Genomic DNA, 13,231 nt, shown 5'->3' with positions numbered 1-13,231 from the left:
TTCGGAGTTCATAGAACGTTAACCCGCATACAACTTCAAGACGAAATCGCGACACGCCCCAAAAAGTGTTGCGCGATGTGTCCATCCGTTGTGCTCGGCATCTATTGACAAGTGTGGAGAAGGGAACTCGGTGGCTTTCAGGAGATCGGCTCGGGCCGTTCAGCGCAAAGTGGCGAGGCTCATAGCAGGCGAGCGACGGCTGCAAACGAAGCTGTGGCGTCACCGTGTCGTCATACGACAAGGCTCGACAGCGCGACCTTGATGAGCCGGTCGAGCCATTCGATCACCGCATATATTCGGCGACGGATCCAAGGCTGCCATGCTCAACGGGAGTTGTGTGCACTGTCACCGTAATTCCCGCCATGGCCGTCTCCCCCGTTACCCAACGACCCTGCAGCGGTGCAGTTTGAACTCTGAAAGATCGGCATCGCTGAGGGACTTCCTGAGCGCCTCAACGACTCGGTTGCTCATGAAGATGCGACCTTCGACACCAGGACACATCCAGATGTCAGCTCCGGCCAGGGCTGCCGGCGAAACCGCGATGTCGCTGTCCTCGAGATATCGGAGCGACCAATAGGTCTGGCCCGTCTGGTGGTGAACACCGGTTTTTTCGATGTTGGTGCGGGAAGGAAACAGTCCTTAAAGGATCCGAAGTTGACGAGGTAGAAAGGTCCCGGCAGCGGGGTGTTTTCATCCGCTTCGTAGATGGTGTAAGGAACCAACCCACCCGCCCCGAAATCAAATTTCGCCAGCACATCGGCAATGCGGCCTTTTACGGCAAGAAACGCACCGGCAAAGAATACATCCTTCGCGCGTTTGAAATCCGACATGCTGTAAACAGCCGAGGCCTCTGGTAGCTCCTCGCGCTTCAACGTATGGCCAGCGAAGTGCTTGAAGATCGCCGCACGCACATGTTCGCTCTTTTTGGGAACGATATGCCGCACGTAGGGAGCCTCCCACGGCTCGTCGTACCACTTCTGACGAAGGCCGAGCTTGTTGCCGAGGTCGCCGTTGCTCAGCACTTCACTAATCCAGACCTGATCAACCATATCGATTTCCAAAATTTCAGCTGCGAGGGTCATACGCCCTCCGTGTTGCTATCAGCCTCCCCCACCGGCCGCACCTTCATCTTCTCCAGCACGGCCGGATCGACCAGTTAGCTGACGATCGGATGAATCCGCACCGGCTTGTCCTTCACCTCCTGTTTGAAGTTCGCGAGCATGGCGGTAGCGACTTTTTTGCGAGGGGGCGATGACGTCGAGCAGCCAGATGCATCACGCTCCTGGCGCGCGGCGCCTCACCGTTCCCGCCCGGCTTCATCGAGCGACTGCGTGATCGGCGACAGCAGATATTGGATGATCCGCCGCTCGCCGGTCTTGATCTCGGCCTGCACGGAGAGGCCGGGGCCGAGCGCCTGCTGGCGGTCGCGGATGCGGATGCTGGTCTGCAACAGGCGGATGCGTGCGGCGTAGACAAGGCCGGGCTGGACCGGCCGGCCCTTGTCGTCGCGCTGCGGCTGGCCGTTCGATTGCGACAGGTCGATCGCGTCGCGGCTGATGCTCTCGACGATCCCCGGCACCAGGCCGTAGTCGGTGAAGGGAAAGGCCTCCAGCTTGACCCGGACCGGCTGCCCCTCGCGGACGAAGCCGATGTCCTTGTTGAGGACCTGGGCCTCGACCTCGATCTCGGCGCCGTCGGGGACGACGGTCATCAGGGGCTGGGCCGGCTGCACCACCCCGCCGATCGTCGCGACCACGAGCTGCTGCACCGTTCCGGCGACGGGCGCGCGGAGCTGCAGGAACTCGCGCCGCCGCGTGGTCTTGCGCAAATCTTCGGCCGCGAGCTGCGCCTTGTCGCGGGCCTGGACCATCTCGGTCACGGCGGTCTTGCCGAACGTCTCGCGCAGCTTGCGGATCTCGGCCTCGAGCGCCGTCATCGCGGCGCGCGCCCGCGTCGCATTGGCGAGCTGCACGTCGACGTTCTGGACGTGCTCGATGCGCTGCTGCTCGTATTCCAGCAGCCGCAGGCGCGCGAAATTGCCCTGTTCGGTGAGCTGCCTGCGCGCCTCGAGCGATTGATCGACGAGCGGGAGGGTGAGGCGCAGCTTGTTGATCTCGACCTCGGCCGAGGTCAGCTCGGCCGCGCGCTGGGCGATCTGCTGCTGCAGGCTGGCGACCTGCGCCTCGTATTCGGCGATGCTGGCGCGGACATATTGCTCCTCCACCGCGACCATCGCTGCCGGCGTGTCGTCCGGCGCGACGAAGCCGGTCGGCCGGCCGTCGAGATAGGCGAGCAGGGCCGCGTTGCGGGCCTGGATGAGCCTCGAGGCCTGCAGGTTCTGGCGCGCCTGTGCCTCGTCGGCGGTCGCGAGCGTCGGATCGAGCTCGACGAGGAGCTGCCCCTCCTCGACATGCTGGCCGTTGGCGACATGGATGGCGCGCACCGAGCCGATCTCCATCGGCTGGATGGTCTTGACCTTGCTCGACGGGATGATCTTCCCGCTCGCCACCGCCACGACGTCGACCGTGCCGATGACGGACCAGACCAGAGCGGCCGTGAAGAAGCCGCAGGTCATCAGCAGCAGCATGCGCAGCCCGGGGCTCGGCGGCTTCTCCATGATCTCGAGGGCGGCCGGCAGGAACTCGTGGTCGGAGAGCGGCCGCCGGTTGCGGTCGGCCTCGTTCTGCATGCTCCAGCTCGCCCGCAGCACGGCCCAGTGCCTGGCGAGCGTCGGAAAGCGCTCGGCGACCCATGCCGTCAAGTGCTGCGCCCCATTTGCTTGGTATAGAGCTGGGCATAACGGCCGCCCGCGCGCAGCAGCGTCTGGTGATCTCCGGTTTCGGTGATCTCGCCGGCTTCGACCGTGACGATCCGGTCGCATTGCCGCACGGCGGACAGGCGGTGCGCGATGATGATGACGGTGCGGCCGCGGGCGATGCCGGCGAGATTGTGCTGGATGATCTCCTCGCTCTCGGCGTCGAGCGCGCTGGTCGCCTCGTCGAGGATCAGGATGCGCGGATTGCCGATCAGCGCCCTCGCGATCGCGATCCGCTGGCGTTGCCCGCCGGAGAGGTTGCCGCCCCGCTCGTCGATCACCGTGTCGTAGCCGTGCGAAAGGCTGAGGATGAAGTCGTGGGCGCCGGCGAGCTGAGCGGCGGCGATGACCCGCTCCATCGGCATCGTGGTGTCGGCGAGCGCGATGTTTTCGCGCACCGGACGATTGAACAGGATGTTTTCCTGGAGCACGACGCCGATCTGCCGGCGCAGCCACGCCGGGTCGACCAGCGCGAGATCAACACCGTCGACCAGCACCCTGCCCTGCTCCGGAACGTAGAGGCGCTGCACGAGCTTGGTCAGCGTCGACTTGCCTGAGCCGGAGGGGCCGACGATGCCGATCATCTCGCCCGGCTGGATCGCGAGCGTGACGCCGCGCAAAGCCTCCGGCGCATCGGGGCGATAGCGGAAACGCACCCGGTCGAAATTCACCGCGCCCTTGATCGGAGGAAGGCTCGCCCGGTTGGGATTGTGATCGGGCTCGGCCGGCGCGTTCAGCACGTCGCCGAGCCGATCGACCGAGATGCGCACCTGCTGAAAGTCCTGCCAGAGCTGGGAGAGGCGCAGGATCGGTTGTGCGACGCGCCCGGAGAGCATGTTGAAGGCAACGAGCGATCCGACCGAAAGGTCGCCGGCGATGACCGCCTTCGCGCCGAAGAACAGGATCGCAACCGTGGTCAGCTTGGACACCAGCTGGGTGAGATGGCTGCCCCAGTTCGCAAGCGTCGCGACCTGAAATCCGGTGCTGGTGTAGCCCGCGAACTGCTTTTCCCATTTGGCCCGCATCTGCGGCTCGACCGCCATCGCCTTCAGCGTGCCGATGCCCGTGACGCTTTCGACAAGGAAGGACTGGTTCTCCGCGCCGCGCCGGAATTTCTCGTCGAGACGGGCGCGCAGCGGCGGCGTCACGATCACCGAGATCGCGACATAGAGGGGGATCGACAGCGTGACGATCAGGGTCAATAGCGGACTATAGGCGTACATGACGGCGAAGAAGACGATGGTGAAGAAGAGATCGATCACGACGGTGACGGCATTCGAGGTCAGGAATTCTCTGATACGATCGAGCTCGCGCACGCGGGCAACGCTGTCGCCGACGCGGCGTGCCTCGAAATACGACAGCGGCAGGTTGAGAAGATGCCGGAACAGCTGCGCCGAAAGCTCGCTGTCGACGCGATTGGTGGTGTGAGCAAACAGCCAGTTGCGCAGCGCCGACAATCCGGTCTCGAAGATCAGCACTGCAGAGAGCCCTACCGCCAGCACGTCGAGCGTCGTCAGCGACTGGTGGACGAGCACCTTGTCGATGACGAGCTGGAAGAAGATGGGTGAAATCAGTCCCATCAGTTGCAGGAAGAAGGACCCGATCAGCACGTCGCGCAGCGGTCCGCGGTATTTCACGAGCGCAGGAATGAACCAGCTGATGTCGAAGGGGCGCGTCGCCCCCGCCATCAGCTCGCGCGTCGTCATGAGCAGCAGCCGTCCGGCATACCGGCCGCCAAAATCGTCCGCCGACCACACCTCGGGACGTCCGCCATTGCCGCGCTGGATCAGGAAGCGCGATCCAGCCGGCTGCTGGTCGATCTTGAGCAGAACGACGGCTTCGCCGCCCTCCAGTTCGGCGAGCGCAGGCAATGGGACCTTGTGAAGCGCCTCAATGGCCGCAGGCTTCACCTTGGCGACGATCTTCAGCCGCTTGGCGATCCGGGCGAGGTCCTCAAGCTGGTACGGCTCGCCCGGCGAGCCATGGTCATGAGCGATCTGACCAGCGTCGGCCGGGACACCAAGGAATTTGGCTACCAGAATGAAGGAAAGCAGCGACGCCGGAAGATCAGGATCATTGCCGCTCGTTATGTCTGCGGTCTCGTCAGGCGCTTTCGCAATCGCAATGGTCATGACCCAGACTTCACACCCAGCCAGAACAGCCTGAATCCCAACCGGGAACCATGCAGGATTTGCCTGGTCCCTCGACTCGCGCAGCAGATTGAGACAACAACCTAACCACGGATAACACGATCGCTTACATCTAACGTTGTTCAATGGGCAAGCCAAGCCCTCGTTCGTCGCTCCCGACGAAGGTCGAGGTGGCCATACGACCGGTCCGGCGGCGTGGTGGAGGCGCAGCAACGCGAACGCGACCGGCCGATCGGATGAAGGCGTCCCGCGTTTGACGTCGAGGTCAGGAATAATCGCGACGATGCGCGGCGACTTGCATCGATCGTCCGGGCCATTGCGGGCCCGAGCCGTCCGACGACAGTATCGCTGCGGGTCGCAAACACCTTGTGATGCAGGCGGTCGTCAGGCCCGCCCCGACGGCGCCCTGGGTGGCGCGCAAACCGGCACCGCCCGCATCGACGACAACCTCAAACGTATGGGCGATGAGCTTGCACGCCGGTGTCGAACTCATGTTGGCTCCCGACGCATCAGGATTGGATACCGACAGCCCGCGATGACATTTCGTTTAGATTAGATGTTTTAACTATCATATATTGACATTGTAACATGACTAGTTACGATAGAAGGATGACGTTTGGTGTTCGTTCGAATCGGGATGGTGGGGCGATCGATGATCACAGCGGCTCAATTGCGGGCGGCCAGGGTGCTCCTCGGCATCGATCAGCGACGGCTCGCAGAACTGTCCGGGCTTTCAGTGCCAACGATCCAGCGCATGGAGGCGAGTGAGGCCATGGTTCGGGGCAATGTCGATTCGCTGGTGAAGCTGATTACAGCTCTCGACACCGCCGGCATTGAGTTGATCGACGAAGGGGCTGTCAGTAGCGCCGAGGGGCGCGGGGTGCGACTGAAAGTCAATTCCGGATCGGCAAAAATCTATTTGAACAATCAGATAGAGAACAAAGCATCAAGCGGAATGAAGGCGCGCAGGTAATGTCGGCTGTCGTTTTGCAAATGCTGTGTGTTGCCGGAATGCTTGGATCGGCAGTTCTGGCGATTGTTCTGAGCCGCTCAACGATCGCCACGACCATCATCTACGGCGCGACATTAGCCGCGTCTGCGATTGCGTTGATAGGATCCATTCACTGGTTGCTGGGCGATACCGCGAACGCCGCCGATCTGATTCTGCCAATCGGATTGCCGTGGCTTGGCGCCCATTTCCGCCTCGACGGACTGGCTTCGTTTTTTCTCGTCGTCGTCAATCTCGGAGGGGCGTCGGCAAGCCTCTATGGTCTCGGCTACGGTCATCATGAGGAGGCGCCGCAGCGCGTGTTGCCCTTCTTCCCCGCCTTTCTGGCAGGAATGAATCTTGTGGTGCTGGCGGGTGATGCGTTTTCTTATCTGCTTTGTTGGGAATTCATGTCGCTCGCGTCCTGGGCGCTCGTCATGGCGCATCATCGTGAACCGGGCAACGCGAAAGCCGGTTACGTCTACCTCGTCATGGCGAGCTTCGGCACGCTCGCCCTGCTGCTGGCCTTCGGCCTTTTGGCGGGGCCGGCGGGAGACTACGAATTTGCCGCCATTCGCACGGCTCAACATACGCCCTACGTGGCCACGTTGGTGTTGATCCTGATGTTGCTCGGCGCAGGTTCAAAGGCCGGCCTGGTGCCGCTGCACGTCTGGCTGCCGCTCGCGCATCCCGCGGCGCCGAGCCACGTCTCGGCGCTGATGAGCGGCGTCATGACCAAGGTCGCGATCTACGGCTTCATTCGCGTGGTATTCGATCTCCTGGGACAGCCGAGCTGGTGGGCGAGTGTGATCGTGCTTTCTCTTGGCGGCCTCACTGCCGTCATGGGGATCTTGTATGCGATGATGGAAAAGGACCTCAAGCGCCTGCTCGCCTACAGTACGATCGAAAATGTCGGCGTCATCTTCGCAAGCCTCGGCCTTGCATTGGCCTTCCAGGCCAACGGCCTGAAGCTACAGGCCGCGCTCGCGTTTGCGGCGGCTCTGTTTCATGTTCTCAATCACTCCTTCTTCAAGAGTCTGCTTTTCTTCGGCGCCGGCGCCGTGCTGACCGCGACCGGCGAACGGGACATGGACAAGCTGGGTGGCCTCATTCATCGCATGCCGTACACAAGCTTCGCCGTTCTCGTCGGCTGTGTCTCGATCTCAGCGCTTCCGCCCTTCAACGGTTTCGTCTCGGAATGGCTCATGTTCCAGGCTGTATTGCAGAGCCCGGAGTTGCCGCAATGGGCGCTGAAGATCACCGTGCCTGCGGTCGGAGCTCTATTGGCCTTGGCGGCTGCGTTGGCAGCGGCGTGTTTCGTGAAGGCCTACGGCGTGACCTTTCTCGGGCGTCCGCGCGACGTGGCGGCGGAAACCGCAGAAGAAGTCGACCGCTACTCGCTTTCGGCAATGTTCATCCTCGCCGCACTTTGCTTGCTGGCCGGAATTCTGCCGGGGCTGGTGATCGACGCGCTTTCGCCGATCACGCTACAGATCCTCGGCGGCCGCATGCCGATCCAAGCCAACGAACCCTGGCTTTCGATCGCGCCGATTGCGGAGAGTCGCAGTTCATACAACGGGCTGCTTGTTATGGTGTTCATCGCGATATCCGCCTCAGCGGCCGTCGTCTTTATTCATCGCTTTGCCTCTCGTGCCTTAAGGCGGGGGCCGGCCTGGGGCTGTGGCTTTTCCGATCCGACACCCGCGGCCCAATATTCGAGCGGAAGCTTCGCTCAGCCTATCCGCCGCGTTTTCGGTACGCTCGTGTTCCACGCCCGCGATCATGTCGAGATGCCGGCCCCCGGGGATATCAGGCCAGCGCGCCTGCAAATCGAATTGCACGATCTGATCTGGGAGCGAATGTATGAGCCGATAGCAGGCGCCGTTGGCTTCTCTGCCGATAAACTCAATCGCCTACAGTTCCTGACCATCCGGCGCTATCTCAGCCTGGTCTTTGCGACCCTCGTCACACTCCTTCTGGTTCTCGCGATATGGTCGTGATGTCGGACATTCTTGTGCAAGGCATGCAGATGCTTCTGGTGCTGCTCCTGGCGCCGCTGCTGACCGGCTTTGTGCGCAAGATGAAGGCCCGCCTGGTGCGTCGCCAGGGAGCGTCGGTCTTTCAACCGTATCTTGATCTCCTGCGATTGCTCCGCAAGGAAGTGGTGCTGGCGGACAACGCCTCCTGGCTGTTCCGCGTGACACCCTATGTAACCTTCGCCGCGATCTGGGTTGCCGCCGCCCTGGTGCCGACGTTCGCTACCGGCCTCCTCTTCAACTGGACGGCGGACTTGATTGCCATCGTGGCGCTGCTGGGAAGTGCACGCTTCTTTCTTGCGCTCGCCGGGATGGACGTCGGCACCAGTTTTGGCGGCATCGGCTCCAGCCGCGAAGTCATGATAGCGGCGCTTGCGGAGCCGGCGATGCTGCTATTTGTATTTTGCACGGCGCTGATTGCCGGCTCGACCCAACTTTCGACGGTCGCAAATTTCATGGCCTCGTCCTATGTCGGCTTACGGGTATCGCTGGGAATGGCGATGATCGCGCTCATCATGGTGGCGCTCGCGGAGAACGCGCGAATACCGGTTGACAATCCCGCAACGCACCTGGAGCTCACCATGGTGCACGAAGCGATGGTTCTCGAATATTCCGGTCGCCATCTCGCAATGATCGAATTCGGCGCCTTCCTCAAACTGTTGCTCTATGTCTCGCTGATCGCGTGCGTGTTCCTTCCCTGGAAGATAGCGGTCTTCGGTACCGGGCCGTTTTCCTATGCCATCGGCGCCGTCGCCTACCTCGTCAAGCTCGCGGTTGCCGGCTTTTTCCTCGCGCTGTTCGAGACCGCCACGGCGAAAATGCGGGTCTTTCGTGTTCCGCAATTTCTCGGTGCGGCCCTCATGCTGGGCCTGCTCGGCACCCTCCTCCTGTTCGTGTCAAAGAGCTTCTGATGCAGATGCACAGCTTCTCCTTCGACGTCTCGCACACGCTGGCCGGCGGGCTCGTCCTGATCAGCTTCATGATGCTGTACCAGGACAGGCTCTATTCGCTGCTCAACGTTTTTGCGCTTCATGCCCTGGTGCTCGCGCTGTCCGTCGCTTGGCAGGCCTTTGTCCAGGACGCGCCTCATCTTTACATCACGGCTGCAATCGCGCTCGTCTTCAAGGCGATCGTCATTCCGGTGGCGCTGCATCGCATCGTCAAGCAGCTTGGGATACATCGTGACATCGAGTCCGCCGTGGGGATCGGCCCGACCATGCTGGCCGGGATGGCACTGGTTGCCCTCTCAATGGTGCTGATGCTGCGGGTGACCGCGGAGGCCGATCCATTGGCGCGCGAGGATCTCGCTTTTGCCTTGTCGGTCGTGCTGCTCGGACTTCTGGTCATGGTAACCCGTCGCAACGCCGTCAGCCAGGTCGTCGGATTCATGTCGCTCGAGAATGGGCTGGTGCTGGCGGCAACCGGCGCCAAGGGCATGCCGCTGGTGGTTGAGATCAGCGTCGCCTTCTCGATCCTGATCGCCTTCATCGTCATCGGCATCTTCCTGTTCCGGATCCGCGAACGTTTCGATTCCGTCGACGTCTCCGCGCTCGACGACTACCGGGGCGAACGGCGATGAACATAGCTTCATTCGATTCGGTCGCGGCCGTCCTGGTAATTCCGATCAGCTCGGCAGCGCTGCTCGCCGTTCTGCCGGGTTACCGGCTGACGGCACGATTGAACGTCGTGGCGAGCCTGGCGACATTTCTTTCGGCCCTCTCGTTGTTCGTCATCGAACGTCCGCCGCCGGGGCCGTACGTGCTCGTCGACGATCTCAACATCGTCTTCATCGTGCTCAACACCTTCGTGGGATTCACGACCAGCATCTTCAGCGCCAGCTACATCGCGCATGAACTGGAGACTGGGCGGTTGACGCCGGCTTATCTGCGTTTCTACCACGCCATGTATCAGACCATGATGTTCGGCATGAACCTAGCTTTCGTGTCGAACAATATCGGGCTGATGTGGGTCGCGGTGGAAATTGCGACGCTCACCACGGTACTGATGGTCGGCATATATCGTACCCACGCCGCTCTGGAAGCGGCATGGAAATATTTCATTCTGGGGAGTGTCGGCATCGCATTCGCCCTGTTTGGTACCATCCTGGTCTATATGGCGGCGCGTCCAGTCATGGGCGAGGGGCAGGACGGCATGGTCTGGACACTTCTGATCCAACATGCCGCGAATTTCGATCCTGCGCTTCTCAACGTCGCTTTCATATTCCTGCTGCTCGGCTACGGCACCAAGGTCGGTCTGGCGCCGCTGCACGCATGGCTGCCCGACGCCCACGCCGAAGGTCCGACGCCGATATCGGCGGTACTGTCGGGGCTGCTGCTGAATGTCGCGCTCTACGCGCTATTGCGCTTCAAGATATTGCTCGCCGCCAATCCGGCGGCAATCGCTCCCGGCCCCCTGATGGTGACGATGGGCCTGGTTTCGCTCCTCTTCGCCGCTTTCATGCTCTACCGCCGACGCGACATCAAACGGCTGTTCGCCTATTCCTCGATCGAACACATGGGCATCATCGTGTTCGCGTTCGGCATGGGCGGCCCACTCGCCAATTTCGCGGGGCTGTTGCACATGGTGATGCACAGCCTGACCAAGTCCGCGATCTTCTATGCCGTCGGGCATATATCGCAGATCAAGGGCACCCAACGAATCTCCAGGATCCGGGGCTTGACCGTGACCCATCCGGCGCTCGGCTGGGGTCTGGTAACGGGCGTCGTCGCGATCGCCGGCTTGCCGCCGCTCGGAATCTTCATGAGCGAATTCCTGGTCGTAAGCTCGACCTTCGCACGCCAGCCGCTGCTCGCGATCGTACTGGTGTTCGGGCTATTGTTGGCGTTCGGCGCTTTGACGTTGCGCCTGACGAGCGTCGCATTTGGCGAACCTCGAGGCAGCACCAAGTCAGCCGAGGCTTCCTACGTGCCGATGTTTGCCCATCTCTCGCTGGTTCTGATTGCGGGACTCTATCTTCCGGCGCCGCTCGTCACATGGTTCCAACACGTGGCACGCCTTCTTGGATAGTTTGGAGATCAACAGGATATGCCGTCGCTGATCGATCTCATGCTGGAGGGCCGCCCGGTCCAACAACACAGCCCGTGGCCGCGAGCTACAGTCGATGCTTCCGTTTGGACATTTGCGGCAAGCGAGCTGGCGCATGGACGCTGGAGCCTGCTTGGCCTTTGGGGAGAACCCTCAACGGTGCACATGGCGATTATGGATGGACATACGGCAGAAGTCGCCACCGTCAGCCTGGATTGCCCCGACCGCACTTATCCTTCGGTCGGCAAACACCACCCGCCGGCGCTTCGATTGGAGCGCGCCATCAACGATCTGTTTGGTTTGTCAGCGGATGGCTTGCCCGACACTCGCCCGTGGTTCGATCACGACTGTTGGGCCGTTCGCTTCCCCTTGGGAAACCGCATCAACGCGTTGTCGAAGGCATCCCCCTATCATTTCCTGTCGGTGGAGGCCGACGGTCTGCATCAGGTCGCGGTCGGTCCGGTGCACGCGGGAATTATCGAACCGGGGCATTTTCGGTTTACGGCCAGCGGTGAGACCGTGGCCCGGCTGGAGCAACGGCTGGGATATACCCACAAGGGTATCGAGGGGCTCATGACTGGAGCCAATCTTGAACGAGCTGTCCAGCTCGCCGGACGCGTGTCAGGCGACAGCACAGTCGCCTACGCCTTTGCGTTTTCGCGAGCGGCCGAAGCAGCCTTACAGCTTGTCGTGCCCGATCGCGCGGTTTGGCTGCGTGCCTTACTCGCAGAGCTCGAACGGCTCGCCAATCATCTCGGCGACATCGGCGCAATCTGCAACGACGCCTCCTTTACGCTGATGCACGCCCTTTGCGGCGTGTTGCGAGAGAGCATCCTGCGCGCGTCCGATACCGCATTCGGCCATCGATTGATGCGTGATATCATCGTACCCGGTGGCGTGACCCGCGACCTCACTGAGGAAGGGAGAGAAATCATCCAGACGACGCTGCATACCATCCGGTTGCGCTTTCCTGCTTTGGTCGAGCTCTACGACAATACGGCATCGCTACAGGATCGTACTGTCGATACGGGCGTACTCAAGACCGCTCTGGCTAGGCAGTATGCCGTTGGAGGCTACATAGGCCGCGCGTCCGGCCGCTCATTCGACGCACGCGGGACACTTGGGTATGCGCCGTATGACGCACTGCGCTTCGATGTACCGGTCCTGAACGAGGGTGATGTCAACGCTCGCGTCTGGATCCGCGTGCGCGAAGTTGAACAGAGTCTTTTGCTGATCGACCAGATATTGGACCGGCTTCCCGATGGCCCGCTGGGAACGCATGCGGCGCATCGGCGGGAGGCGCGGGAAGGCATGGCGATCGTCGAGGGATTTCGCGGCGACGTCCTGGTTTGGCTCCGCTTACGGGATGGCCGGGTCGAACGATGCCATCTGCGCGACCCGTCGTGGTTTCAGTGGCCGCTTCTAGAGGCCGCAATCGAGGGCAACATCATCGCCGACTTCCCGCTTTGCAACAAATCCTTCAATTGCTCCTATTCGGGCCACGATCTCTGAGGAACGGCACCAGATGCGCAAGCTGCTTTTTGAGAGCCTGTTTCGCCGGCCGTTCACCGAGCAAGCACCGTCACCGGACGATGCCGCGGTGACCGAGCTCGCCACTGCCGTCGGTCGCGCGGCACGACGGCGCCTCGGCCGAAGCCTCTCGATACGCGAGGTCGATGCTGGATCTTGCAACGGATGCGAACTTGAAATCCACGCGTTGAACAATGCCTACTACGACGTCGAGCGCTTCGGTCTCCGGTTCGTTGCGTCGCCGCGTCACGCCGATGTGTTGATGGTGACCGGACCGGTGACGAAGAACATGCGCGACGCGTTGGAGCGCACCTATCATGCGACCCCCAATCCGAAATGGGTCGTCGCCGTCGGAGATTGCGCCCGGGATGGCGGCTGCTTTGCCGGCAGCTATGCGGTGGTAGGAGGGGTCTCGCAGGTGGTTCCCGTCGATCTTCATGTTCCCGGCTGTCCTCCGCCGCCCACCACGATCTTGCAAGGACTTCTCGCCCTACTCGATCAAGCGGCCAAGAACACCGATTCCATTTGAGGCTCTCGCGGCGCCTTCGGCTATTCCAAGCCGGCTTGATCGCAGGGTGCGTTCAGATCGGGATAGTCCTCGCGATGACGCCGATCCTTTTCGCACAATATCGGGATGATGTTTCCACCGCGTCTAGTCGCGATCCAA

The 13,231-nt window shown here is 61.8% G+C and carries 10 protein-coding genes; 7 read left to right on the top strand and 3 right to left on the bottom strand.

The window, feature by feature from the left end; all coding sequences use genetic code 11:
• Positions 1–467: 467 nt before the first annotated feature.
• The 3 genes from BM118_RS12335 to BM118_RS12325 all read right to left on the bottom strand — a co-directional run bounded on the left by BM118_RS12335 (position 468) and on the right by BM118_RS12325 (position 4,947).
• Positions 468–1,082 carry a hypothetical protein gene (locus BM118_RS12335; protein WP_092185548.1) on the bottom strand — a complete coding sequence of 205 codons (615 nt, stop codon included), beginning with the start codon at positions 1,080–1,082 and terminating at the stop codon, positions 468–470.
• A gap of 215 nt (positions 1,083–1,297) precedes the next feature.
• On the bottom strand, positions 1,298–2,761 hold the full coding sequence (locus BM118_RS12330) for an HlyD family type I secretion periplasmic adaptor subunit (protein WP_177234230.1): 1,464 nt from the start codon (positions 2,759–2,761) through the stop codon (positions 1,298–1,300).
• Positions 2,758–4,947: a type I secretion system permease/ATPase gene (locus tag BM118_RS12325; protein ID WP_177234229.1), complete on the bottom strand. Its 2,190-nt coding sequence runs from the start codon at positions 4,945–4,947 to the stop codon at positions 2,758–2,760. The genes BM118_RS12330 and BM118_RS12325 overlap by 4 nt, the downstream gene beginning before the upstream one ends.
• A gap of 670 nt (positions 4,948–5,617) precedes the next feature.
• On the opposite strand from BM118_RS12325, the gene BM118_RS12320 reads away from it, so the two are divergent.
• From BM118_RS12320 to BM118_RS12290, 7 genes are read left to right on the top strand one after another with little or no spacing between them, the layout of a single operon-like run.
• Positions 5,618–5,938 (top strand): helix-turn-helix domain-containing protein, encoded by a 321-nt coding sequence (locus BM118_RS12320; RefSeq protein WP_028176116.1) that lies wholly within the window; start codon positions 5,618–5,620, stop codon positions 5,936–5,938.
• Positions 5,938–7,953 carry a hydrogenase 4 subunit B gene (hyfB, locus tag BM118_RS12315; protein WP_092185544.1) on the top strand — a complete coding sequence of 672 codons (2,016 nt, stop codon included), beginning with the start codon at positions 5,938–5,940 and terminating at the stop codon, positions 7,951–7,953. The genes BM118_RS12320 and hyfB overlap by 1 nt, the downstream gene beginning before the upstream one ends.
• Positions 7,944–8,900 carry a respiratory chain complex I subunit 1 family protein gene (locus BM118_RS12310; RefSeq protein WP_028176117.1) on the top strand — a complete coding sequence of 319 codons (957 nt, stop codon included), beginning with the start codon at positions 7,944–7,946 and terminating at the stop codon, positions 8,898–8,900. The genes hyfB and BM118_RS12310 overlap by 10 nt, the downstream gene beginning before the upstream one ends.
• A complete protein-coding gene (locus BM118_RS12305; RefSeq protein ID WP_092185542.1) occupies positions 8,900–9,568 on the top strand; it encodes a hydrogenase-4 component E in 669 nt (222 codons plus the stop codon). Before BM118_RS12310 ends, BM118_RS12305 begins: the two co-directional genes overlap by 1 nt.
• Complete coding sequence (locus BM118_RS12300) at positions 9,565–11,016, top strand: hydrogenase 4 subunit F (protein ID WP_092185540.1); 1,452 nt, start codon at positions 9,565–9,567, stop codon at positions 11,014–11,016. The genes BM118_RS12305 and BM118_RS12300 overlap by 4 nt, the downstream gene beginning before the upstream one ends.
• A gap of 18 nt (positions 11,017–11,034) precedes the next feature.
• Positions 11,035–12,546, top strand: coding sequence for a hydrogenase large subunit (locus tag BM118_RS12295; RefSeq protein ID WP_092185538.1), 1,512 nt, complete (start codon positions 11,035–11,037; stop codon positions 12,544–12,546).
• A 13-nt stretch (positions 12,547–12,559) separates the two neighbouring features.
• The gene (locus BM118_RS12290; RefSeq protein WP_092185536.1) at positions 12,560–13,093 is read left to right on the top strand and encodes an NADH-quinone oxidoreductase subunit B family protein; all 534 of its coding nucleotides are present in this window, start codon (positions 12,560–12,562) and stop codon (positions 13,091–13,093) included.
• Positions 13,094–13,231 lie beyond the last annotated feature (138 nt).

Source organism: Bradyrhizobium sp. cf659 (assembly GCF_900113725.1).
In the GTDB taxonomy this organism is placed as follows: Bacteria; Pseudomonadota; Alphaproteobacteria; order Rhizobiales; family Xanthobacteraceae; genus Bradyrhizobium.
This window is presented reverse-complemented; position numbering and strand designations above follow the sequence as displayed.

Coding starts and splice junctions, on each gene's coding strand:
- BM118_RS12290 (WP_092185536.1), top strand. CDS start 12,560: ATGCGCAAGCTGCTTTTTGAGAGCCTGTTTCGCCGGCCGTTCACCGAG.
- hyfB (WP_092185544.1), top strand. CDS start 5,938: ATGTCGGCTGTCGTTTTGCAAATGCTGTGTGTTGCCGGAATGCTTGGA.
- BM118_RS12335 (WP_092185548.1), bottom strand. CDS start 1,082: ATGACCCTCGCAGCTGAAATTTTGGAAATCGATATGGTTGATCAGGTC.
- BM118_RS12320 (WP_028176116.1), top strand. CDS start 5,618: ATGATCACAGCGGCTCAATTGCGGGCGGCCAGGGTGCTCCTCGGCATC.
- BM118_RS12295 (WP_092185538.1), top strand. CDS start 11,035: ATGCCGTCGCTGATCGATCTCATGCTGGAGGGCCGCCCGGTCCAACAA.
- BM118_RS12310 (WP_028176117.1), top strand. CDS start 7,944: ATGGTCGTGATGTCGGACATTCTTGTGCAAGGCATGCAGATGCTTCTG.
- BM118_RS12305 (WP_092185542.1), top strand. CDS start 8,900: ATGCAGATGCACAGCTTCTCCTTCGACGTCTCGCACACGCTGGCCGGC.
- BM118_RS12325 (WP_177234229.1), bottom strand. CDS start 4,947: ATGACCATTGCGATTGCGAAAGCGCCTGACGAGACCGCAGACATAACG.
- BM118_RS12300 (WP_092185540.1), top strand. CDS start 9,565: ATGAACATAGCTTCATTCGATTCGGTCGCGGCCGTCCTGGTAATTCCG.